Genomic DNA, 23,071 nt, shown 5'->3' on the forward strand with positions numbered 1-23,071 from the left:
CGCTAAGAGCATCGCATTCCTACAGGTCTAAAAAATACTTACGAATACTTTATATATACTATTGTTGACTTTGTATTTCATAAGTATATAGTGTGCTTCATACTTTCAAAGGAGATGCACATGAATGATTCGGCTGTAGTGGTTTTTACCGCACGTGGTTTTGACCGTTTGTTAAGTGATGGAGGCTCTAGCTCATGGGTTCTTAACGAGAAGCGCGCCTCTCGCTGCAAGTACGTCGTCTGTGTACAGAATAGAGATCCTGCTGATAATCATAATAATGATTGGGGAAGTGTCTCTGACCCTCATAAAAACGCATTTTTCATCGGCAAAATCTCCGATGTTGTTGTTTCCCCAGAGTGGGATGGGTCACGTCCAACAAGGTGGCTGATTAAAGTTAGTGAGTATGCAAAGGTTGCATACCCTAACATGTGGGATGGAGCAAGGAACCCCGTTGCTTACTCATCATTAACTGATTTAGGTATTGATGAAAATTCATTAAATTTCAAAGCAATGCCAGATGTTGACGTTAAGTCTCCAAAAGTCGTACAGGAAGAAGAATCTTACCCAGATGGAATCTCCATTCAGCAAGCTAAGATACTTTTATCTAGAAAGTATGAGGTTTCCGAAGAAAGTATAGAGATAATTATCCGGGCGTAACCACATCTTTCTTTTTGGCTTAGGACATCGTTTAAATTGGTTGGAGGCTGTATGGATAAGGCATGGGGCGGTAATTTTCGCGAAATTCCGTTAGATCACTTCGAAAAAATGAAGTCAAAAGCACGTGCGCTAGCTGAGGTGAAAAGAAGCCCTTCCGATGCAAAAGCGAATGATAAAAACACTTTCATCCGCATCGGGATGTCGGGCACTGGCGTCAGGCCTAACTATCAGGTTGAACTCCCAAATGGTTTTGTCATAGCAATTAACGGGATAAACCATGAAAGGTTTGGTGTAGAAGAGTTTGATAAACAATGGGTTTCTAAGGCTTATAGCATCGAGGAGCTGAACAACATGCGCATGTTTGGCGGAAATTTAGAAACTGAGAGCGCTTAGCTAAACCTACTATCCGATTCCCGCTTGGCTACAGTTCGGCGGCGGGTTGTTATGTTTAATATGGCAGAACTTTCCTGCCGCTATCATTTTGACGTCCGCTTTTCGCTCAAAGTAGACCTTTTGCGCTACGGGCTTTTCAGCTGAGTGACATAAGCGGAAAATGCTATCAATGTTGTGTTTTAATCAATAGGGGGCAGGTCATAACTGCTCCCTCATTTTGGCCATAGGTAAAAGTCGGCCAATGTGAGCAAGCTGTTAACTTGACTAGCCTGAATGCATAAGAATTGATCCTGTCCTTGAGACTTTATTCTGCGACGGAAAAGTCGGAATTTTTACATGTATTAGATTGCAGACATTTATTTGCTGGTACCCAAGGTCCCTGAGGTTCAATCGCATCGAGCCGGTAGATTGTTACTATGCCTGCATTGTAGCTGCCCGGCACGCCGGAAAAAGCCACTTTGTCTCCGTCACTAAGTCTACCCTCGTATACCTTGACGCCTTGGCCATTTTGAGGTGAAAGAGTTATGGAAATCCGACCAGAGGGTCTGCAAGCGATATGCATTATTACGTTCGTTTTATACCCGTTAGCCGACTCTTCAAAAGGGCGTACAATGTTATGTCCATTTGATGCCAAGCATAGGGAACCAGGTATCGTTGCTGATACTCCTTCCGCATATGCTTCTCCAGCATCAGCAGAAGATAAATAAAAGGTGAGATTGATGCCAATAAGCGCGCTGCTCGGGATAGGGGATAACCGATCCTCTAAGAAATTTCTTGCTGACACCAGTACTAGTTCAAAATTGTTCTTAATAAGATCTGAGCTTGCCTCCAGACAGGCGCCTCCCACTGCTAGAATGATTGCGATAAAGCCTTTTGCTATCCATTTTTTTAACGGCATTCTTTTCCTCGATTTGTGAAACTCAATATTCCTCCCATGAGATTGTGGACCGTAAGCTCGCTGAGTTCAAAAACTAGCGTTCTATATAGAAACTTCGTTTCGAAACTTAACAATAGTCTTAAGTAACAACACTCTAAATTTATTTTACGCTATTCATTGATACATCACTCTCGTTCCCTGTTGATTAACATGCGCCATCAAATGCGGGAGCAATTGCAAACGTCCGCTGCTCGCTCAAAGCAGACACATTTTAGTGGCAAGATCTCTATCATTCTCACGGCTGTAGCCTGCTGGATTTGGCTCCTTTCGACGTACCAACCCAAAACAAAAAGAAACTCCTGGCCCCGAAAAGTGCATGGCTGGCAAACTCCACGTCTTTTACGCGGGGTTTACCATGCTCATTGGCTACATCAGGGTATCAACAAATGACCAGAACACCGATTTGCAGCGTAACGCACTGCAAAGTGCAAATTGTGAACTGATTTTTGAAGACAGAATAAGCGGAAAAAAGGCAGAAAGGCCGGGACTGAAAAAGGCGCTGCGCTGTTTGCAGGAGGGCGACACACTGGTGGTGTGGAAGCTGGATCGTCTTGGCCGCAGCATGCGCCATCTGGTTATGCTGACTGAGGAACTGCGCGAAAAGGGAATAAACTTCCGCAGCCTGACCGACAGTATTGATACCAGCACACCGATGGGCCGTTTTTTCTTTCATGTCATGGGAGCGCTTGCAGAAATGGAACGCGAGCTGATTGTGGAGCGTACCCGCGCCGGGCTGGCGGCGGCGCGTGAGAAAGGCCGCATAGGCGGGCGCCGCAGGATAATGACAGAAGATGTGACCGAAAGAGCCAGGCGGATGTTACGTAACGGTGCGACCCTGCATCAGGTGGCGCTGGTTCTGGATGTTTCGGTTAAGACACTGTATCGCTACATCCCGGCAGCAGAGCAAAAGGAACTGAAAAAAAGCCAGTCGTCCGTTGTGTCAGACCTCATACAACAGCAAGGGCGTGAATCAACCGGAGCCACGTAACACCATAGCAAAACCCCTTAACCGGAGATTTGCTACATGGCAGACGATTATCATCACGGCGTGCGCGTTACGGAAGTTAACGAAGGCACCCGCACCATTTCAACGGTAAGTACCGCGATTGTGGGCATGGTCTGTACCGCAGACGATGCCGACGCGGTAACCTTCCCGCTGAATACCCCCGTTTTACTCACAGACGTGCTGACTGCCAGCGGCAAAGCCGGAGAGTCCGGCACGCTGGCGCGTTCGCTCGATGCGATCGGCGACCAGGCCAAACCCGTGACCGTGGTCGTGCGCGTGGCGCAGGGCGAAACCGAAGCGGAAACCACGTCCAACATCATCGGCGGTGTGACCGCTGACGGCAAACGCACCGGCATGAAAGCGCTGCTGACCGCACAGGCCAAATGCGGCGTCAAACCACGCATCCTCGGCGTGCCCGGACACGACACGCAGGCGGTGGCAACGGAGCTGTTATCCGTGGCGCAGAGCCTGCGCGGCTTTGCCTATCTCTCTTCCTACGGCTGTAAGACCGTGGAAGAGGCTATCGCGTATCGCGCCAACTTCAGCCAGCGTGAAGGCATGCTTATCTGGCCGGATTTCATCAACTTTGACACCGTGCTGAACGCGGACGCCACGGCCTATGCCACCGCCCGTGCGCTCGGCCTGCGCGCCAAGATCGACCAGCAGACCGGCTGGCACAAAACCCTGTCCAACGTGGGCGTGAACGGCGTCACCGGCATTTCCGCAGACGTCTTCTGGGACCTGCAGGACCCGGCAACGGATGCGGGCCTGCTGAACCAGAACGACGTCACCACGCTGATCCGCCAGGACGGCTTCCGCTTCTGGGGTTCCCGCTGCCTGAGCGACGATCCGTTGTTTGCGTTTGAGAACTACACCCGCACCGCGCAGGTGCTGATGGACACGATGGCGGAGGCGCAGATGTGGGCGGTGGACGGCGCCCTGAACCCGTCGCTGGCCCGCGACATTATCGAAAGCATTCGCGCCAAGCTACGCAGCCTGGTCAGCCAGGGCTATCTCATCGGAGCTGACTGCTGGCTGGATGAGAGCGTGAACGACAAGGACACGCTCAAGGCGGGCAAACTCACCATTGACTATGACTACACGCCGGTACCGCCGCTGGAAAACCTGATGCTGCGCCAGCGCATCACGGACCAGTATCTGGTGAATTTTGCCAGCCAGGTCAGCGCGTAAGGAGAACAACATGGCATTACCCCGCAAGCTGAAGCACCTGAACCTGTTTAACGACGGGAACAACTGGATGGGTATCGTGGAGTCGCTGACCCTGCCGAAGTTTACCCGCAAGTTTGAAAAATACCGTGGCGGCGGGATGCCGGGCGCGGTGGACATTGACATGGGGCTGGATGACGGCGCGCTGGATACGGAATTTACCATCGGCGGCACGGAGCTGTTGCTGTTTAAGCAGATGGGCGCAGTCAAAGCGGACGCCATTCAGCTGCGCTTTACCGGCTCCATCCAGACGGACAGCACCGGCGAGGTGCAGGCGGTGGAGCTGGTCGTGCGCGGCCGCCATAAGGAAGTGGACTCCGGCGAGTGGAAAACCGGTGAGAGCAACAGCACCAAAGTGTCCGGCACTAACAGCTACGCGAAGCTGACCATTAACGGCGAGGTGGTTTATGAGGTTGACCTGGTGAACATGGTTGAAATCGTGGGCGGCACCGATCTGATGGAAAAACACAAAAGCGCCCTTGGCCTCTGATAACTCCGGCAGGGGAAGCCCTGCCGCTGCATAACTTATTTTTCAGGACATAGAACGATGACCGAGATTAAACATGACGCCGTACCGCAGCCGCAGCAGAAAACCGTCACGCTGGACACGCCGGTAAAGCGTGGCAAAGAGCAGATCACCAGTGTGACTCTGCGCAAGCCGCAGTCCGGCGCGCTGCGCGGCACCCGCCTGCAGGCGCTGATGGATATGGACGTGAACGCGATGATGACCGTACTCCCGCGCATCAGCCAGCCCGCGCTGCAGCCACATGAGATTGCCGAAATGGACCCTGCCGACCTGCTGGCGCTGTCGGTGGAGGTGGTCACTTTTTTGTTGCCGAAGTCGGTGCTGTCGGATTTCCCGACGAACTGACGGTAGATGACCTGGTGGCGGACATCGCCACCATTTTTCACTGGCCGCCGTCCGTCACTGACGTGATGCCGCTTACCGAAGTGCTGGAGTGGCGGCATAAAGCGATACTGCGAAGCGGAGCCGGTGACGATGAGTAACACAAACCTGCGGCTGCAGGTGGTTTTAAACGCGGTGGATAAAATCACCCGTCCTTTCCGTAAAGCGCAGGCCGGTTCTAAAGAGCTGGCCGCCGCGCTGAAAGCCAGTAAAGACACCCTGAAATCCCTGAACGAGCAGGCCGGAAAAATCGACGGGTTCCGCAAAACCCGATCGCAGCTTGCCATCACCGAAAAGAATCTGGCCGGTGCCCGGCAGGAGGCGGCGGCGCTGGCAACGCAGTTTGCCGCCACCAACCGCCCCACTGCACAGCAGGCCCGGCTTCTGGAGCAGGCCAAAAACCGCGCCAGCGAACTGCAGCAGAAATATAACGTGCTGCGCCTGTCCGTGCAGCGCCAGCGTGAGGCGCTGAACGCCGCCGGTATCGATACAAAACAGCTGAGCGCCGCGCAGCGCCGCCTGAAAACCGACGCGGAAGCGGCCAGCGGTGCCCTTGAACGCCAGCAGGCGACCCTGCGAAAACTGGGCGAGCGCCAGCAGAAGCTGAACGCCATCCGGGCGCAGCGGGACAGGGGAATGGCCGCCCGGGACCGGCTGGCCGGAGGCGGTGCCACGATAGCCGCCACGGGTGTGGCGATGGGCGCGCCGGTGCTGGCCGCCGTAAAAGGCTATGCGGACATGGAAGATGCGATGAAAGGCGTGGCAAAACAGGTCAGCGGCCTGCGCGACAACAACGGCAACCGCACCGCGCAGTTTTATGACATGCAGAAGGCCATCAAGGCGGCCAGTGAGCAGCTGCCGATGGAAAACGGGGCCGTAGATTATGCCGCGCTGGTTGAGGGCGGCGCACGTATGGGCGTGACAAACCCGGCGGATTCCTACGAGAACCAGAAGCGCGATCTGCTGGCGTTCGCCTCCACGGCGGCCAAAGCCTCAACCGCCTTCGAGCTGCCTGCGGATGAGCTGGCGGAGGGGCTCGGGAAAATTGCCGGGCTGTATAAAATCCCCACGCGCAACATCGAGCAACTGGGCGACGCGCTGAACTACCTGGACGATAACGCCATGTCCAAAGGCGCGGACATTATCGACGTCCTGCAGCGCATGGGCGGTGTGGCGGACCGGCTGGACTATCGCAAGGCCGCCGCGCTCGGCTCCACGTTCCTGTCGCTGGGTGCCGCGCCGGAAGTAGCCGCCAGCGCCGCCAACGCTATGGTGCGCGAGCTGTCGATCGCCACCATGCAGGGCAAGTCGTTCATGGCAGGCATGGACCTGCTGAAGCTTGACCCGAAAAAGATTGAAAAGCAGATGACCACGGACGCGATGGGCACTATTCAGCGCGTGCTGGAAAAAGTGAATGCCCTGCCACAGGACAAGCGCCTGTCTGCCATGACCATGCTGTTTGGTAAGGAGTTTGGCGACGATGGCGCGAAGCTTGCCAACAACCTGCCGGAACTGCGCCGCCAGTTACAACTGACGGCAGGCAGTGCTGCCTACGGCTCCATGCAGAAAGAATCGGACATTAACAAGGATTCAGTTTCTGCGCAGTGGATGCTGGTAAAGGCCGGAATGGCTAACACCCTGAGTGGCCTGGGCGAAACGCTGCGCCCGCAGCTGATGGAAATGATGGATATGTTCAAGAAGGTGACCGGCAGCGTGCGGCGCTGGGTGGAGGAAAACCCGCAGCTTGCAGGCACCATCATGAAAATCGCCGCCGTGGCCGCGATCGTGACCACGGCGCTGGGCGTCCTCGGCGTGGCAATGGCCGCCGTGCTGGGGCCGTTCGTGATGTTCCGGTTCGGCGTCAGAATGCTGGGCGGCAGCGCCGGGTCAAAAATGGGCGCGGTGCTGGGCGGGCTGGGTAAGGCGTTTGAAAAGCTGGCACCGGGGATCGGCCTGTCCGCCGGTGGCCTGAAAAAGCTGTTCGGTGTTTTCACCGGCGGCGAGGCAGGCGAGTCGCTGGACGTTATCGGTAAAATTCGCGAGGCGCTGGGGTCGCTGGGCGGCGGTGACGACGAGGACGGCGGCGTGCTGGATGCCTTCCGCGAAGGGGCAATGGAAAAGGTAAAAGAGAAGGCGCAGGAAGCGGGCAGTGCGCTGGTCAGCAATTTTCGCCACCCGGTGCAGGCGGTTAAAGCGCTGGGGTCACACGTCCGGGGGCTGGCAACGGCACCGTTTGCCGCGCTGGGGTCAGCCCTTGCCGGTGTGCGTACCGCGCTCGGCGTGGTCGGCAACGGGATCGTGTGGCTGGGGCGGCTGATGCTGGCAAACCCGATTCTGGCCGTGGTGGGGCTAATTGCGATGGCGGCGCTGTATATCTGGCAGAACTGGGAAACACTGGGGCCAAAATTTGCGGCGCTGTGGGTCACCATCCGCGATGGTGCGGTTGGTGCATGGAATACCATCACCACCTGGATAAGCACCAAATGGAATGAAATCACGGCAGACCTCAAGGCGCTGCCCGCCCGCTTTCAGGAAGCCGGTGCGCAGATGATTGATGCCCTGATGGCGGGCATCAGCCAGAAATGGGAGGCACTGAAAAGTAAGCTGACGTCGCTGAACAGCTACCTGCCGGACTGGATGAAGCCGGATACCGCAAGCGGCAATGGCACAGCGGGTAAACCTGAGGCCCTGCAGAAAAGCGGCTTTGCCGGGCTGTATGACAGCGGCGGGTTTATTCCGTCCGGGCAGTTCGGCATCGTCGGCGAGAACGGGCCGGAAATCGTGAACGGTCCTGCCCGTATTACCAGCCGCAGGCGCACCGCCGCGCTGGTCGCCACGGCAGCGCTGGTTATGGGAAGTGCCGCTACGCCTGTCGCTGCGCGTCCGCTGCATCCGATGAGCCTGCCGGTTAAGTCCGGGGCAACGTTGAAGGCAGCCGGTGCAGGCAGCAGCGGGGCATCCCCTGTGACCATTCACGCCCCGATAACCATCGTCCAGCAGCCGGGACAGAGCCAGCAGGATCTGGTGGAAGAAGTGATGCGCAGGCTGGAGGCAAAAGAGCGGCAGGCGCGAGCCCGCGCCCGCAGCAGTTACCGTGACCGGGGAGGTTTTGACGAATGATGATGACGCTGGGTTTGTTTGTTTTCATGCTGAAAACGGTGCCGTATCAGGAGCTGCAGTATCAACGCAGCTGGCGCTTTCCCACCAACAGCCGCGTGGGTCTGCGCCCGTCCGCGCAGTTTCTGGGACCGGACACCGACACGCTGACGCTGACCGGCACGCTGCTGCCGGAAATTACCGGCGGCCGCCTGTCGCTGTTTGCGCTGGAGCAGATGGCGGAGCTGGGCAAGGCGTGGCCGCTGATTGAGGGCAGCGGCACCATCTTCGGTATGTTCGTGATCGAGAGCCTGAACCAGACGCGGGCTGAATTTTTCAGTAACGGCGCGTGCCGACGCATCGAGTTCACGCTGACGCTGAAACGGGTGGACGAGTCGCTGGGTGAAATGTTCGGCAGCCTGAGTGAACAGCTGGCAACCATGCAAAAAGCCGCGACCGGTGCGGCAGGAAAAGCGTCTGCCGCCGTGGGAGGGCTGTTCCAGTGAGCGCAATACAATGGATAACCGGCACGGCTAGCGCGCCAGCCTTTCGCCTGAAGATGGACGGCGCCGACATCACGCAGCGCATTGAAAAGCGGCTGATTAGCCTGACGCTGACGGATAATCGGGGCTTTGAGGCGGACCAGCTGGACATCGAGCTGGATGACGCGGACGGCCAGCTGCAGCTGCCACGCCGGGGCGTTCAGCTTAATCTGGCGCTGGGCTGGCAGGGCGAGCCGCTTATTTCCAAAGGTTCTTACACCGTGGACGAAATCGAACACACCGGCACGCCGGACCGGCTGATACTGCGCGCCCGCAGCGCGGATTTCCGTGAAACGCTCAATACCCGGCGCGAAAAGTCATGGCACAAAACCACCGTAGGCGACATGGTGAAAGAGATTGCCGCCAGGCACAAGCTGGATCCGGCGCTGGGTGAGGATATGGCAAAGATGGCGATCGATCACCTGGACCAGACCAACGAGTCAGATGCCAGTTTTCTGATGCGCCTGGCGCGCCAGTGCGGGGCGCTGGCCTGCGTGAAGAACGGAAAACTGCTGTTTATCCGGCAGGGGCAGGGCAGGACGGCCAGGGGTAAACCCCTGCCGGTTATCACGCTGACCCGTTCGGCGGGCGACAGTCACCGCTTTACCCTGGCGGACCGTGACGCCTACACCGGCGTGATTGCCAGCTGGCTGCATACCCGTGAACCGGCCAAAAAGGAAACCACGGAAGTTAAGCGGAAGCGGAATAGCACCACTAAGAAAAAGGAGCCGGAGGCAAAGCAGGGAGATTATCTTATCGGCACGGATGAGAACGTGCTGGTACTGAGCCGGACCTATGCCAGCCGCAGCAATGCAGAGCGGGCGGCTAAAATGCAGTGGGAGCGGCTGCAGCGCGGCGTGGCAACGTTCTCCATTCAGCTGGCGCGCGGGCGTGCGGACCTTTACACGGAAATGCCGGTGAAAGTCAGCGGCTTCAAAAAGCAGGTAGACGGCAGTAGCTGGATTATCACCACGCTGACGCACAGCCTGAGCAGTGACGGTGGGTTTACAACCAGTCTGGATCTGGAAGTGAAGATTGATAGTCTCGAAATGAGATGATTGCTATCTCAATATAATTGTTTTGTGTATTATACATCTCAAATGGGAATGGAGTGCGCAGCTATGATGAATTGCCCGCTGTGTGGAAGCGCAGCACATACTCGCAGTAGTTTTCAGGTTTCAAAGACAACGAAGGAACGCTATAACCAGTGCCAGAATATTAATTGCAGCTGTACTTTCAAATCTCACGAAACTGTCGCTGAAATTATCTCGAAACCCGGTACAGTGAAGCCTGTTCCCCCGCATTCGGACCGATCGCCACAGGGCACGCTTTGGTTATAGCCTTTCATCAGAACCCGCTCAGGCGGGTTTTATTTTTGAATAAGCGATTTTATGTATTTATCTGACTCATCCATATTCATAGGACCTAACTTTTTGCATTCCTGGCCGCCGCCGTTAAGCGTTATCTGCTGATCACTTGACGCATTTAACATCACTACCTTTTTTATCAGGTCGGGATTCCACGTCTTGCCAACGTATTGCGTGTCGCATATGCCCCGGAAAAATAGTACGGCCATATCTTCGTTTACGCTGGGCTTCTTAACTGCCATCGACAGAACGCCCTCATCAAGACCGAAAGAACCATGCTGATAGACGTTTATCACTTCTAAAATGGGCTGTGGAATTGCTTCAGCAAAGGCGTTAGATGTCATCAGGAGTGAAAGCGCAAAGAGAGTTTTTTTCATGAAAAGGGCCTCAGTTTAAGATTCATGCAAAATTCTGCTGCCATTTTGCTGCCAATGGCTGCCACACCAACAAAAAAGCCACTCCGAAGAGTGGCTCTAAGCAGCTGATTTAACAGCTAAAATCTGGTGGCCCCTGCTGGACTTGAACCAGCGACCAAGCGATTATGAGTCGCCTGCTCTAACCACTGAGCTAAGGGGCCTGTGGAGCGGGATTATAAAGGAACTTGGCGGGGCAATCCAGCAATCGCTAACCGGTTGGCGCTTTTTGCAGCAATTCAATCGATTGAAATATCTTCATTTCTTCTCTTGTCAATGATGCTACAAGATGCGTCGCAAAAGAGTACCTGTTACAGGCCTTGTTGATAATAATGAGCCACAATAAGCGGGTACTCATGAACTACAGGAGAGCAGGGATGAGTGAACACACCATTACCGATATTATTGCGCCCGGCCTGCGGGTGGTCTTCTGCGGCATCAATCCAGGTAAATCTTCGGCTCATACCGGTTATCACTTTGCTTATCCCGGTAACCGTTTCTGGAAAACGCTCTGGCTGGCCGGTTTTACCGAGCGTCAGTTAAAACCGGAAGAAGAGCTTAAGCTGCTGGATACCCGCTGCGGTATTACCATGCTGGTAGAAAGGCCAACTAAAGAGGCCAGCGAGCTTTCGTCGGAAGAGCTGCGGGAAGGCGGCAAATCATTGATTGAGAAAATTCAGCACTATCAGCCTGCCGCGCTGGCGGTACTGGGCAAGGAGGCGTTTAAAAAGGCGTTCCGCCAAAGCAAGGTAGAGTGGGGCAGGCAGGAGATCACCGTGGGTGAAACAGAAATATGGGTACTACCGAATCCCAGCGGGCTTAATCGTGCAACCCAGGAGAAACTCACGGAAGCCTATAAGGATCTGGAGCAAGCGCTGGCAGTACGTGGGCAGTAATTATATGCTGACAGGTACAGGGCGTCAGGCACACTGTCAGCTCTGTTTAAACGCGTTGGTTTACCCGCTGGCTGCAATGCCGCCCAATAAAAAAGGCCTCCCGTTGGGAAGCCTTTTTTGCCATCAGCGTGCTTAGTCGTCCAGGAAGCTACGCAGCACTTCAGAACGGCTTGGATGACGCAGCTTACGCAGCGCTTTCGCCTCAATCTGACGAATACGCTCACGGGTAACGTCAAACTGTTTACCCACTTCTTCCAGCGTGTGGTCAGTGTTCATATCGATACCGAAACGCATACGCAGCACCTTCGCTTCACGCGCGGTCAGGCCAGCCAGAACGTCATGCGTTGCTGAACGCAGGCTTTCTGAGGTGGCGGAGTCCAGCGGCAGCTCCAGCGTGGTATCTTCGATAAAATCACCCAGATGCGAATCTTCATCATCACCAATCGGCGTCTCCATAGAGATCGGCTCTTTAGCGATTTTCAGCACCTTACGGATTTTATCTTCCGGCATCAGCATACGCTCGGCCAGCTCTTCCGGCGTCGGTTCGCGGCCCATCTCCTGCAGCATCTGGCGAGAAATACGGTTGAGCTTGTTAATGGTCTCAATCATATGCACCGGAATACGGATGGTGCGCGCCTGATCCGCGATAGAGCGGGTAATTGCCTGACGGATCCACCAGGTGGCGTAAGTTGAGAACTTATAGCCACGGCGATATTCAAACTTATCTACTGCTTTCATCAGGCCGATGTTGCCTTCCTGAATCAGATCCAGGAACTGCAGGCCACGGTTGGTATATTTTTTAGCGATGGAGATAACCAGACGCAGGTTAGCCTCGACCATCTCTTTCTTCGCACGACGCGCTTTCGCTTCGCCGATCGACATACGACGGTTGATATCTTTCACCTGCTCAATCGTCAGGCCGGTCTCTTCCTCAATCTGCATCAGCTTTTGCATGCTGCGCTGCACATCGTCTTCAACGTCGCGCAGTTTTTCAGACCAGGGTTTGTTCATCGCCAGCGCCGCCTGGAACCAGGTTGGGCTGGTTTCATTACCGGTAAACAGCGTAATGAAGTTTTTCTTCGGCATTTTGCACAGTTCAACACACAGCTTCATGATGATGCGCTCTTGCGTACGCACGCGCTCCATCATTTCACGCATGTTGTTGACCAGATAGTCAAACTGCTTCGGCACCAGACGGAACTGTTTAAAGACTTCTGACAGCTTCTGGATCTCTTCAACCGCATCCGCGTGGCTGCGACCTTTCGCTTTGATGGTCAGACGCGTCGCTTCATATTGATCGCGTAGCTCGATGAATTTTTCACGCGCCAGTTCAGGATCGATGCTGTTGTCATCATCGCTGCTGTCGCTGTCATCATCTTCATCTTCGTCATCTTCATCGGCGCGCTCTTCTTCAGACAGCTCAGAGCCAACATGCGTCGCGGTAGGCGCCAGATCTTCTTCTGCGTTAGGATCGACAAAGCCAGTGATCAGGTCGGAGAGGCGTGATTCTCCCGCTTCGACGCGATCGTACTGTTCCAGCAAATAGGTGATCGCTTCCGGATATTCAGCTACGGAACACTGCACCTGGTTGATACCGTCTTCAATACGTTTGGCGATGTCAATTTCGCCTTCACGCGTCAGAAGTTCTACGGTACCCATTTCACGCATATACATGCGGACAGGATCGGTGGTGCGTCCGATTTCAGATTCTACGCTGGATAACACTTGAGCTGCCGCTTCAGCCGCATCTTCGTCCGTGTCGGCGCTGTTTTCGTTCAGCATCAGATCATCGGCATCAGGCGCTTCTTCTACCACCTGGATGCCCATGTCGTTGATCATCTGGATGATGTCTTCGATCTGATCGGAGTCGACGATATCTTCCGGCAGATGGTCATTGACCTCGGCATAGGTCAGATAGCCTTGCTCCTTACCACGGGTGACAAGTAGCTTAAGCTGTGACTGCGGGTTTTGCTCCATAAGACGGTATCCACACTTCTGTTAATTTGATTGGTGTCGGGTCGGCTATAAGAGCCAACAATAACAGTGAGGGCGTTTGGATTATTGCCGCTGCCCTCGTAGCGGCTGTCAGGGTCTGCCTGAGTATAAATCGGCACTTAAGCCGCTGAATTTACTGTTGAGACTGTCATGCTTGTCCTTTTGCACTCCGACCTGAGTAATACATTCTCGCCGCATCGGGCAGAATGAAATGCGTCGGCTGCACCAGCACGTCTCTTAATACTGGCGCGATCGCTTAACTATTTTTTTGCCAGCGCCTGGCTTAATGAGCGAACTTCTTCTCGCTCCTCAGGGCTAAGGCCATGCGTTCTGGAGCGCGCGATCAGGGTTTCCAGACGCTGCTCCAGCGCAGAGTCATACATTTTTGCCAGGGAATCCTGGAACATTGCCTCTACTTCTTCATCAACGATCATGTGGTTCCATGTCGCCAGAGTTTCAAGGTGCTGGCTAAAATTTGTTCCGCGATATAACTCTAGTAGCTGGCCAGTGGTCAGGCCAGGATTTGCCATGCAACTCTTTACCAGCTCCATAAAAAGCGATAATCCCGGCATATTGAGCTGTTCCAGCCCCTGCAGCGAGGGAACCATCGCCGCCAGCCTGGGATTCTGTACCAGCAACCCCACAAGTATACGCATAGTTGTGCGTTTTAGCTGTGGAGCCGCAGGCTGGGCGCTGCTTTCGGCCTGTTTAGGCAGCAGCTTTTCCAGCTGGCTGTCATCTAAAATGCCGAGCATGTTACCCAACTCCTGACGCAGATAAATCCGCAGCGTTTCGCCCGGGATCTGACCAATCAATGGCAGCGCCAGGGTGCTTAAACGCGTCCGACCGTCACGGGTGCTCAAATCGACCTGCGGCAGCAACGTATCGAACAGGAAGCTGGAGAGCGGCATGGCCTGCTCCATCCGCGCTTCAAACGCCGCTTTGCCCTCTTTACGTATCAGCGTATCGGGATCTTCACCGTCAGGCAGAAACATAAAGCGTAGCTGACGCCCGTCATTCATGTAAGGCAGCGCGGTTTCTAATGCGCGCCAGGCCGCTTCACGACCAGCTCGATCGCCGTCATAGCAACAAACCACGGTATCGGTACTGCGAAACAGCAGCTGGATATGGTCCGCGGTTGTTGAGGTGCCTAATGAGGCAACGGCATAGTCAATGCCAAACTGCGCCAGCGCCACCACATCCATATAGCCTTCGACAACCAACAGCTTTGCCGGTTCAGGATGCTGTTTTTGCGCTTCATACAGGCCATACAGCTGGCGGCCCTTATGAAAAATATCGGTTTCCGGCGAGTTCAGATACTTTGGCGTGCCGTCACCTAACACACGTCCGCCGAAACCGATAACGCGGCCACGTTTATCGCGGATGGGAAACATCACGCGATCGCGGAAGCGATCGTAGCTGCGACCCTGATCGTTAGTGACCAGCATGCCTGCATCCGTCAACGACTGACGATCGTCAGGATTGCGGCCAAAGCACTTCAGGGCATTATCCCAGCCGGGCGGTGCGAAACCGATAGCAAAATGCGCAATAACCTCATCGCTTAATCCGCGCTGATTGAGATACGTGCGTGCTGCGACTGCCTGTGGCTGAGTTAGCGCCTGTTGGTAGAATTCGGCCAGACCCGTCATGAGCTGATATAAACTTTGGCGCTGATGACGTTCCAGCTGACTGGGACCGCTGCCCGCTTCATAGGGCACTTCCAGTCCATGTTGCGTCGCCAACTCTTCAATGCTTTCGACAAATTCCAGACGATCGTAATTCATCAGGAAATCGATAGCGTTGCCGTGGGCGCCACAGCCAAAGCAGTGATAAAATTGTTTCTCACCGTTTACGGTGAAAGAAGGGGTTTTTTCGTTATGGAAAGGACAGCACGCATGGAAATTCTTACCCTGTTTTTTCAACTTAACGCGGGCATCAATAAGATCCACAATGTCCGTGCGGGCAAGTAAGTCATTAATAAAAACGCGTGGAATTCGTCCGGCCATAAGCCCCGTTTTCTTCGCTCATAAACGAAAATAAGCCGCGCTTCCTTCCGGAAAGCACGGCCTCTAACTTGACTCTGTCTGCGTTTAACACGCGGTGGAAGCGCGAAGCCTCCGAAGGAAATTAGTACAGACGAGTGCGGCGTGCGTTTTCGCGAGCCAGTTTCTTGGCATGACGCTTAACAGCAGACGCTTTAGCGCGCTTACGTTCGGTAGTCGGTTTTTCATAAAACTCACGACGACGAACTTCAGCCAGAACGCCTGCTTTCTCGCAGGAACGCTTGAAGCGACGCAGTGCTACGTCGAACGGCTCGTTTTCACGTACTTTAATTACCGGCATGTAACTCTCACCTCGATAAATTCGGTCTTTTGCTGACGTCAGCGTCAGCTCATTTCAAAATGGTGCGGAATTTTACAACAATCGCGGCTGCGTTGTAAAGCAACATTGCGCTTTTCAAACCAACAGAGCCCCAGGCGGCTGCCGGTTTTTTGCAGGCGAAGGAGTATACCGTATAGCACAGAGCTGCGTTTACTCTTTTTTGATTTCCTGTTCATAAAACCGGCGCTCGTTCCAGAAAATCGCCCCGGAGTGCTGGCTGGCTATGGTACACTGCGCGCCGCAACTGAGAGGTAAAGCAACCATGCGCGTTCTGGGTATTGAAACATCCTGTGATGAAACCGGTATTGCCATTTATGACGATGAAGCCGGTTTGCTCGCTAATCAACTCTATAGTCAGGTGAAAGTCCATGCCGATTATGGCGGGGTGGTGCCGGAACTGGCTTCGCGCGATCATGTGCGTAAAACGGTGCCGTTAATTCAGGCAGCGCTGAAAGAGGCCGGTCTGCAGGGCAAAGATATAGATGCGGTAGCCTATACCGCCGGGCCAGGTCTGGTGGGGGCTCTGTTAGTGGGCGCAACGATTGGCCGCTCGCTGGCGTTCGCCTGGCAGGTGCCTGCCGTGCCGGTACACCATATGGAAGGGCATCTGCTTGCGCCGATGCTGGAAGATAATCCGCCAGAGTTTCCTTTTGTTGCGCTGCTGGTTTCAGGCGGCCATACGCAGCTGATCGGCGTAACCGGTATTGGTGAATACACGCTATTGGGCGAATCGATTGATGATGCCGCCGGTGAGGCGTTTGATAAAACCGCGAAGCTGCTTGGTCTGGATTATCCCGGCGGCCCGATGCTGTCGCGTATGGCGCAGCAGGGCATTGCTGGCCGCTTCACCTTCCCGCGTCCCATGACCGATCGCCCCGGGCTGGATTTTAGCTTTTCAGGTTTAAAAACCTTTGCAGCGAACACCATCCGTGAAAACAGCAGTGATGCGCAGACGCAGGCTGATATTGCGCGCGCTTTTGAGGATGCGGTGGTTGATACGCTGGCGATTAAATGCAAGCGGGCCCTGGATCAAACCGGATTTAAGCGTCTGGTCATGGCTGGCGGCGTTAGTGCTAACCGTACGCTGCGTGCGAAGCTGGCTGAAGTGATGCAGGCGCGTGGCGGCGAAGTGTTTTATGCGCGACCTGAGTTTTGTACCGATAACGGGGCGATGATCGCCTATGCCGGTATGGTGCGTTTAAAAGGGGGAACGCGCGGAGAGCTTGGCGTTAGCGTGCGCCCTCGCTGGCCGCTGGCTGAGCTGCCGGCCATTGCCTGAGAAGAGTGTTTCTGTCACGACGGAGTCATTTTGATCTAGAGGGCTGGCTGATTCAGGAAAGTAAGCGTTTATTAGTGCTGGTTCGATTACCGGAGCGTATAAGTCGCTCCGGTTAACAAGGCCATTTTCTCATAACGTTGCTTAGTAATATCAGACGAGTGACCATTCGTATCGCTTGATTTAATCAGTTGTCGGCGTCAGTCCGATTAATTTCTGTTCTAACCATCTTTTTAAAGGATGGAATATATAACCGTATCGGCCTCGTATATAGTGGTAATAAACGAGGCCGTGTAAAAAATACCAATACGTTGGCTTTAAGGTTTGCCGATGCCTACCATGTAGCCAGGATGTGTCAGTTCGACGCCAAACAATTTAGCTATTGGGTTTAGAAATTGATAAACTGCGTTTTTAACGTTATCTAAAACTTGTTGCCATTCAGGTACTGCATTATGTAATTCTCCATCTTCGCCCAAGTAAAGACCGCCGCTGACATGGTTGATTTCACGTATAGTAAGATTTCTCATTTTAAGTCCCTTATAAAATGGTAGTGAATTGCTTATAAAGCAAGGTTACTTTATACAATGAACGGTAGAACAGGGATGCGACGTAGCGCGCTCACGTTGCTCGATTTTGCCATTGTATAATCCTACTTTAAAACGAAAATAAATTAAACGTCAATCTAATAGCCTGATCTTATGAGAAATAACTAGTTTCCTTTGTGTTTTTTATCCTTTTCCAGTTACCGGTTGAAGCTGATTAATAAAATTCAGAAGATATTTTATACGTTAATTGATCGTGGCCTGGTGCAGATTTCCGGCCAACTTATCTGCCAACTGAAATGACATATGCCAGAAGGTAAAATTAACTTCGTGATTTATGCTTTCTCTTCCAGATGTTCGTCTTTTGCCCACGCCACAGCTGCTGAATATTAGTGGCGTTGGGATTTCCTGAGCCGTTATGTCGCGGAGCGGGAAGGCCAGCGAGTCGGCAAACCAATATAAGAGACGCTCCGTCCAGCATACGGATTAATTGCCGAGCACTTTACCCAAGATGCCACCGATCACCGGAATTCTACTGAGTACATTTTCAATGCCGTTGCCAATTTGTTTTCCCAGGTTTTTACCCACATTACCACCGAGTTCAGGAAAGTATTCTTTAAAATTAAGCTTACCGATAATCGGTAACTGCACCGGTAGTTCCGGTAAAAAGGAGTAGATCGCCTCGCCAATAAAGTTGCCAATCGAACCGCCGATTTGAGAAATATAGCCTGCACCGCTTATCGCACTATATTCAACTTGCGTTAACTCTCTCATTAGTTAATCCTTTAATATTTTGTAGAGTATTTTCCCACGAGTGGAAGCAATAAATTGCCACGTGATGTTATAAAAAATTGATGAATAGCACAATGGTGGTTAACCCCGAGCACGAAGGGAAATAACATGCCTGGCTTCCGGGATGAATATTGCTTGCTGCATGCGAGATTTTTCCTTTCACCGGTTAGATGTTAACAATCATAGAAAAAGCGTTGTTGTCTTTTTGGTTAAAGATAAAATGATGAATATGAAAGTAATAAAATCATCAGGAGAATGACGTAACGTGGCAGCATTTAATTTATTAAACTGGGATCTCACTTGAAACAGGAATAATTAACCTCCTAATAATTAATTTATTAAGAACGTTTTTTATTTTTCCATATTTTCTTCTCCTGTCCACGCCATAACCGTTGGATATTATCGTGATGACGTAACAGGATCAGGCAGGAAAGCATGGCGACCGGGAAGGTAAACTGGGGTTTAAACCACCAGACATAGAAAGGTGCGATAAGCGCGCTGACTATCGCGCCTAATGAAGAGTAGCCGCTCAGCAACACGGTGAGCAGCCAGGTGCCGGTCATCAAACCGGTCAAATCCCAGCCGATGGGCGCAATAGCGCCAAAGGCAGTGGCGACGCCTTTACCGCCGCGAAAACGGAAAAACACCGGATAGATATGCCCAAGGCAGGCGGCAATGGCGGTCAGGCCAAGATAGATAGGCGAAATGCCCAGCGCCCAGGCAAGCCAGACGGGCAACATGCCTTTAAGAACGTCGAAAACCAGTACGGTTGCCGCAGCGCCTTTACCGCCTATCCTCAGCACATTTGTGGCACCAGGATTACCGGAGCCGTTATGGCGTGGATCGGGCAGGCCCGCGAGGCGACAAACTAAAATAGCGCTGGAAATGGAGCCGCACAGATACGCGAAAATAATCATACCAAGCGCGATTGCACTCATAACACCGTTCCGTTTCGTAAGGGTCGTTTTATTCTCATCATCTGTGGATAATACGCATAATTCGCCGGAAGTGGTATCCGGTTAACGCAAAAACAGAGAGTGCCCTCATGGATATCGTATTTATTGAACAGCTGTCGGTGATTACCACGATTGGCGTTTATGACTGGGAACAGACCATCCAGCAGAAGCTGGTTTTCGATGTCGAGCTGGCCTGGGATAACCGCAAAGCGGCAGCCAGTGATGATGTTAATGATTGTCTGAGCTATGCGGATGTGGCTACGGCAATTATCGAGCATGTCGGGCAGGGACGTTTTGCGCTGGTGGAAAGGGTGGCAGAAGAAGTCGCCACGCTGCTGATGGCCCGCTTTGCTTCGCCGTGGGTGCGCATTAAGCTCAGCAAGCCTGGTGCCGTAGCGCAGGCGGCTCAGGTTGGCGTGATCATCGAGCGCGGAACGCGTCAGCACCAGCGGGGACAATTCTGAAATAGATCCAATGTGATTGCTATCACAATGAAACCGAACCACATTATGGCTGTCAAAAACGCGGCGTTACGCTGAGTTGGCGCATTTTCTGGCGGCTACGTTCCCGACGTCCGCTTTTTTAATGGTTTAAACATTAGGGTAGAGGACATTTGATGGCAGATATTCATCAGCTTTGGGTGGCTGCAATCCTTGGCGTTGTTGAAGGATTGACGGAGTTTCTCCCAGTTTCATCCACGGGACATATGATCATTGTTGGGCATCTGCTGGGCTTTGAGGGAGATAAAGCAGAAACGTTTGAAGTGGTGATTCAGCTTGGCTCTATTCTCGCCGTGGTCTTTATGTTCTGGCGTCGGCTGTTCGGCTTAATCGGAATCCATTTCGGCGAAGTTAAGCATGAAGGCGTGGGAACCGGGCATCTCACTTTGATCCACATCCTGCTGGGTATGATTCCGGCGGTTGCTGTCGGCCTGATCTTTCACGATCAAATCAAAACGCTGTTTAACCCTATCAACGTAATGTATGCGTTAATCGTCGGCGGCGTGCTGCTGCTGGTGGCGGAGTTCTTTAAGCCAAAACAGCCAAAAGCGCCGGGTATCGATGATATTACCTATCTGCAGGCATTTATGATTGGCTGCTTTCAATGTCTTGCTCTCTGGCCTGGCTTTTCCCGTTCGGGCGCGACCATTTCCGGTGGGATGCTAATGGGCGTAAGTCGCTATGCGGCTTCTGAATTCTCTTTTATCCTGGCCGTACCGATGATGATGGGCGCCACCGTGCTGGATCTCTATAAAAGCAGAGGGTTCCTGACGATGGATGATCTGCCGATGTTTGCGGTGGGGTTTGTCACCGCCTTTATCGTGGCGTTGATCGCCATCAAACTGTTCCTGCATCTCATCAAACGTATCTCTTTCGTGCCTTTCGCCATCTACCGTTTTATCGTAGCGGCAGCTGTTTATATGGTGTTTGTATAACGCCATCACTAGCACGAAAAAAAGGAGGCGCCTGCGCCTCCTTTTTTATTGCTTAAGCCGGGTGGGCCTGATCCATTTGCCACTGCTGCAGCGCTGCAATGCGACGGCGAGTCAGCTCTTCACGAACCTGCACGCCTTTGAAACCGGACTCTACCACAGCTTTAGTGGGAACAGCCTGTACGATGCGAAACGCCTGATTCAGATACTCTCCCTGCGGATAGGGATTGCTTTCCCATCCGGCACGGCCACGCGCATCCGCCTCGCTGGTTTGCGCCAGCTGGTTAATGCGCTGCGGTTTACGCCAGGCGTCCATGCGATCGAACAGGGCCACCAGCCGCTCCGCCGTCTGGTTTTCAATGGTATGTACTACATCATGAAACTCCGCCACCAGCACGGCCAGATCGCGGATATGATTTGGCACGCGCAAACGACGGCAAATATTCTCTACCAGCGGCACGCCAGCAGGACCGTGGCCCGGATGGCTGGGCCATTTTTCCGGCGGCGTCAGGCCCTTCCCGACATCATGACAAAGCGTGGAAAAACGCACATCCACTTCTGGCGTCAGCTGAGCCGCGATAGCGACAGTCATCAGCGTATGAATGCCGGTATCGATTTCCGGATGCCATTTGGCCGGCGCGGGTACGCCGAAAAGATTGTCGATTTCCGGGAACAAAACCGCCAGCGCGCCGCAGTCACGAAGCACCTGAAAGTAGACGTGCGGATTGGGCGTGGATAACGCATTTTCTGTCTCTTTCCAGACACGCTCGGCGGTCAGGTGGGCCAGCTCGCCGCTGGCGGCCATCGCCCGCATCAACGCCATGGTTTCATCGGCAATGCGAAAGCTTAAGTGTGCGTAGCGGGCGGCGAAGCGCGCTACGCGCAGCACGCGTAGCGGATCTTCAATAAAGGCAGCGGAGACGTGGCGCAGCAGGCGTTTCTCCAGATCTAACCGGCCCTGGTAAGGGTCGATATAATTGCCAGCCTCATCCTGTGCGATCGCATTAATGGTCAGATCGCGCCGTTGCAGATCCTGCTCCAGCGTCACGTCCGGCGCAAACCAGGTGACAAAACCGGTATAGCCGCTGCCCGATTTACGTTCGGTGCGAGCTAAAGCATATTCTTCGCGGCTTGCCGGATGCAAAAAGACCGGAAAATCGCGCCCGACCTGTTGGTAACCCTGCTCCAGCATCATGTCAGGCGTGGCGCCTACTACTACCCAATCTTTGTCTTTGACCGGCAGCTTCAGCAAACCATCACGAACCGCGCCACCGACAAGGTATGTTTTCACTACGGGGTTTCTCCAGAGTTCAGAAAATTAATTATCAGGCGTGCCGGTATCAACCATTCAGACCGGCAAAAAGAGATGTCCAGCAGGAATATTCTGGCACAACAATAGCAGAATTACGGACACGACAGCAGCAGGGCGCGTTATTCACCCTGCTGCGGTTATGGCTGGCAAAAGAAAGCGCGGCGGCTTGCTAGTTCATCCAGCGATTATTTTGTTTGCGACGTGGGATCATATGCGGCAACAGCAGACCCAGCAGCAGGCCTACGCCCGCTACGCCACCGCCATACATAAACCACTGCATAATGATGGTGCGCTGTTTGTCATCAAGCTGCACGTTGGCGGCGTTAACCTTTTTCTGCGCCACGATCAGCTGGTTGCGCAGCTGCTGATTTTCTTCCTTCAGACCGTTAATTACGGTATCGCTGGCCGCTACTTTTTTTTGCATATCCGCCGTGCGCTGGTTCCAGCTTCCGTCGATGTTAGCCAGCTTATCGGTAAGATCTTTTACCTGTTGTTCCAGCTGCGGCACGCGCGTACGCAGGCTGGGTTCGATGCTTAGCTGCGCCAGCGGGATCCAGTTGGTTTTACCCTCTGCGTCGCGAATCTGGCCATACTGAGTCGCGTTATTGGTTTGCAGTAGAGTGACCTGCTCACCCGCGTTGAGTTTGCCAACCAGGCGATATTGATCGCCCGGACCGCTACGAACCCAGGTCGATAATTCATCAGAAATATACCGTTTTTCTTCGGCGTGGGCGGGAGCTGTAACGCTGAAAGCCAGCAAAGTCAGGCCAATAAAGTGTGATTTTTTCATTCGATGTCGTTTTTTCATCTGTTCCGGAAAAATTTTAGGGCACAGTCTGGATAGGCTGCGCAAAAATCTGAATGAGAACTATCCTGGTCTCAGACTGATGCGGCCAGGCTCGCGAAAGCATAATAAAGCAGAGACAGCAGCAGGTTATCTGCA

At 53.4% G+C, this 23,071-nt stretch carries 25 protein-coding genes, 1 tRNA gene and 1 pseudogene; 15 read left to right on the forward strand and 12 right to left on the reverse strand.

Going from position 1 to position 23,071, the window contains the following annotated elements; genetic code table 11:
- Positions 1–120: 120 nt before the first annotated feature.
- Together ACQE3Z_RS09055 and ACQE3Z_RS09060 are read left to right on the forward strand one after the other, a co-directional pair.
- Entirely contained in the window at positions 121–657 is a 537-nt protein-coding gene (locus ACQE3Z_RS09055; protein WP_426973435.1) for a hypothetical protein, read from the forward strand.
- A gap of 51 nt (positions 658–708) precedes the next feature.
- Positions 709–1,050, forward strand: coding sequence for a hypothetical protein (locus ACQE3Z_RS09060; protein WP_426973437.1), 342 nt, complete (start codon positions 709–711; stop codon positions 1,048–1,050).
- Between the two features lie 304 nt (positions 1,051–1,354).
- Here the strand turns inward: ACQE3Z_RS09060 and ACQE3Z_RS09065 are convergent, their stop codons facing one another.
- Positions 1,355–1,948 carry a hypothetical protein gene (locus tag ACQE3Z_RS09065; protein WP_426973439.1) on the reverse strand — a complete coding sequence of 198 codons (594 nt, stop codon included), beginning with the start codon at positions 1,946–1,948 and terminating at the stop codon, positions 1,355–1,357.
- 394 nt (positions 1,949–2,342) lie between these two features.
- Here ACQE3Z_RS09065 and ACQE3Z_RS09070 point away from each other — a divergent pair, with 394 nt between their 5' ends.
- From ACQE3Z_RS09070 to ACQE3Z_RS09110, 9 genes are all read left to right on the forward strand, one after another.
- Positions 2,343–2,975 (forward strand): recombinase family protein, encoded by a 633-nt coding sequence (locus ACQE3Z_RS09070; RefSeq protein ID WP_426973743.1) that lies wholly within the window; start codon positions 2,343–2,345, stop codon positions 2,973–2,975.
- A gap of 36 nt (positions 2,976–3,011) precedes the next feature.
- Entirely contained in the window at positions 3,012–4,184 is a 1,173-nt protein-coding gene (locus tag ACQE3Z_RS09075; protein ID WP_426973440.1) for a phage tail sheath protein, read from the forward strand.
- A gap of 10 nt (positions 4,185–4,194) precedes the next feature.
- Complete coding sequence (locus tag ACQE3Z_RS09080; RefSeq protein ID WP_426973441.1) at positions 4,195–4,710, forward strand: phage major tail tube protein; 516 nt, start codon at positions 4,195–4,197, stop codon at positions 4,708–4,710.
- Positions 4,711–4,767: 57 nt separating this feature from the next.
- On the forward strand, positions 4,768–5,091 hold the full coding sequence (locus tag ACQE3Z_RS09085) for a phage tail assembly protein (RefSeq protein ID WP_426973443.1): 324 nt from the start codon (positions 4,768–4,770) through the stop codon (positions 5,089–5,091).
- Between the two features lie 14 nt (positions 5,092–5,105).
- Positions 5,106–5,228: a GpE family phage tail protein gene (locus tag ACQE3Z_RS09090; RefSeq protein ID WP_084971544.1), complete on the forward strand. Its 123-nt coding sequence runs from the start codon at positions 5,106–5,108 to the stop codon at positions 5,226–5,228.
- On the forward strand, positions 5,221–8,247 hold the full coding sequence (locus tag ACQE3Z_RS09095) for a phage tail tape measure protein (protein ID WP_426973444.1): 3,027 nt from the start codon (positions 5,221–5,223) through the stop codon (positions 8,245–8,247). Before ACQE3Z_RS09090 ends, ACQE3Z_RS09095 begins: the two co-directional genes overlap by 8 nt.
- Positions 8,244–8,729 carry a phage tail protein gene (locus ACQE3Z_RS09100; RefSeq protein ID WP_426973446.1) on the forward strand — a complete coding sequence of 162 codons (486 nt, stop codon included), beginning with the start codon at positions 8,244–8,246 and terminating at the stop codon, positions 8,727–8,729. The genes ACQE3Z_RS09095 and ACQE3Z_RS09100 overlap by 4 nt, the downstream gene beginning before the upstream one ends.
- Positions 8,726–9,823 (forward strand): phage late control D family protein, encoded by a 1,098-nt coding sequence (locus ACQE3Z_RS09105; protein WP_426973448.1) that lies wholly within the window; start codon positions 8,726–8,728, stop codon positions 9,821–9,823. Before ACQE3Z_RS09100 ends, ACQE3Z_RS09105 begins: the two co-directional genes overlap by 4 nt.
- 63 nt (positions 9,824–9,886) lie before the next feature.
- A complete protein-coding gene (locus ACQE3Z_RS09110; protein WP_426973449.1) occupies positions 9,887–10,105 on the forward strand; it encodes an ogr/Delta-like zinc finger family protein in 219 nt (72 codons plus the stop codon).
- 29 nt (positions 10,106–10,134) lie between these two features.
- Here ACQE3Z_RS09110 and ACQE3Z_RS09115 read toward each other — a convergent pair whose 3' ends face one another.
- The gene (locus ACQE3Z_RS09115) at positions 10,135–10,509 is read right to left on the reverse strand and encodes a hypothetical protein (protein ID WP_426973451.1); all 375 of its coding nucleotides are present in this window, start codon (positions 10,507–10,509) and stop codon (positions 10,135–10,137) included.
- Positions 10,510–10,633: 124 nt separating this feature from the next.
- Positions 10,634–10,709 (reverse strand) — tRNA-Ile (locus tag ACQE3Z_RS09120).
- A gap of 213 nt (positions 10,710–10,922) precedes the next feature.
- Between ACQE3Z_RS09120 and mug the strand changes: the two genes are divergently transcribed.
- A complete protein-coding gene (mug, locus tag ACQE3Z_RS09125) occupies positions 10,923–11,441 on the forward strand; it encodes a G/U mismatch-specific DNA glycosylase (RefSeq protein ID WP_426973452.1) in 519 nt (172 codons plus the stop codon).
- Between the two features lie 132 nt (positions 11,442–11,573).
- Here mug and rpoD read toward each other — a convergent pair whose 3' ends face one another.
- The 3 genes from rpoD to rpsU form a co-directional block, all read right to left on the reverse strand.
- Positions 11,574–13,418, reverse strand: a complete 1,845-nt coding sequence (rpoD, locus tag ACQE3Z_RS09130) for an RNA polymerase sigma factor RpoD (protein WP_426973453.1) — start codon at positions 13,416–13,418, stop codon at positions 11,574–11,576.
- A gap of 278 nt (positions 13,419–13,696) precedes the next feature.
- Positions 13,697–15,442, reverse strand: coding sequence for a DNA primase (dnaG, locus tag ACQE3Z_RS09135; protein ID WP_426973454.1), 1,746 nt, complete (start codon positions 15,440–15,442; stop codon positions 13,697–13,699).
- A 121-nt stretch (positions 15,443–15,563) separates the two neighbouring features.
- Positions 15,564–15,779 carry a 30S ribosomal protein S21 gene (gene rpsU / locus ACQE3Z_RS09140; protein WP_001144069.1) on the reverse strand — a complete coding sequence of 72 codons (216 nt, stop codon included), beginning with the start codon at positions 15,777–15,779 and terminating at the stop codon, positions 15,564–15,566.
- A 301-nt stretch (positions 15,780–16,080) separates the two neighbouring features.
- Here rpsU and tsaD point away from each other — a divergent pair, with 301 nt between their 5' ends.
- Positions 16,081–17,097 (forward strand): tRNA (adenosine(37)-N6)-threonylcarbamoyltransferase complex transferase subunit TsaD, encoded by a 1,017-nt coding sequence (gene tsaD, locus ACQE3Z_RS09145; RefSeq protein WP_426973465.1) that lies wholly within the window; start codon positions 16,081–16,083, stop codon positions 17,095–17,097.
- Positions 17,098–17,411: 314 nt separating this feature from the next.
- Here tsaD and ACQE3Z_RS09150 read toward each other — a convergent pair whose 3' ends face one another.
- The 4 genes and pseudogenes from ACQE3Z_RS09150 to plsY all read right to left on the reverse strand — a co-directional run bounded on the left by ACQE3Z_RS09150 (position 17,412) and on the right by plsY (position 19,366).
- On the reverse strand, positions 17,412–17,621 hold the full coding sequence (locus ACQE3Z_RS09150) for a hypothetical protein (RefSeq protein WP_426973467.1): 210 nt from the start codon (positions 17,619–17,621) through the stop codon (positions 17,412–17,414).
- Positions 17,622–18,012: 391 nt separating this feature from the next.
- Positions 18,013–18,117, reverse strand: a pseudogene (locus tag ACQE3Z_RS09155) (hypothetical protein); the annotation flags it as partial.
- Between the two features lie 5 nt (positions 18,118–18,122).
- Positions 18,123–18,410: a hypothetical protein gene (locus ACQE3Z_RS09160; RefSeq protein WP_426973469.1), complete on the reverse strand. Its 288-nt coding sequence runs from the start codon at positions 18,408–18,410 to the stop codon at positions 18,123–18,125.
- Positions 18,411–18,766: 356 nt separating this feature from the next.
- Positions 18,767–19,366: a glycerol-3-phosphate 1-O-acyltransferase PlsY gene (gene plsY / locus ACQE3Z_RS09165; RefSeq protein WP_426973471.1), complete on the reverse strand. Its 600-nt coding sequence runs from the start codon at positions 19,364–19,366 to the stop codon at positions 18,767–18,769.
- 107 nt (positions 19,367–19,473) lie between these two features.
- On the opposite strand from plsY, the gene folB reads away from it, so the two are divergent.
- Both folB and bacA read left to right on the forward strand, forming a co-directional pair.
- Positions 19,474–19,848, forward strand: coding sequence for a bifunctional dihydroneopterin aldolase/7,8-dihydroneopterin epimerase (folB, locus tag ACQE3Z_RS09170; RefSeq protein ID WP_085070019.1), 375 nt, complete (start codon positions 19,474–19,476; stop codon positions 19,846–19,848).
- A gap of 152 nt (positions 19,849–20,000) precedes the next feature.
- Positions 20,001–20,819, forward strand: coding sequence for an undecaprenyl-diphosphate phosphatase (bacA, locus tag ACQE3Z_RS09175; protein WP_426973473.1), 819 nt, complete (start codon positions 20,001–20,003; stop codon positions 20,817–20,819).
- 52 nt (positions 20,820–20,871) lie between these two features.
- On the opposite strand, the gene ACQE3Z_RS09180 is transcribed toward bacA, so the two are convergent.
- Together ACQE3Z_RS09180 and ACQE3Z_RS09185 are read right to left on the reverse strand one after the other, a co-directional pair.
- On the reverse strand, positions 20,872–22,107 hold the full coding sequence (locus ACQE3Z_RS09180) for a multifunctional CCA addition/repair protein (protein WP_426973475.1): 1,236 nt from the start codon (positions 22,105–22,107) through the stop codon (positions 20,872–20,874).
- 190 nt (positions 22,108–22,297) lie between these two features.
- Entirely contained in the window at positions 22,298–22,918 is a 621-nt protein-coding gene (locus ACQE3Z_RS09185) for a TIGR04211 family SH3 domain-containing protein (RefSeq protein WP_085070024.1), read from the reverse strand.
- Between the last annotated feature and the right edge of the window lie 153 nt (positions 22,919–23,071).

Source organism: Pantoea sp. FN0307 (assembly GCF_050113815.1).
GTDB classification, from domain to species: Bacteria; Pseudomonadota; Gammaproteobacteria; order Enterobacterales; family Enterobacteriaceae; genus Mixta; species Mixta alhagi.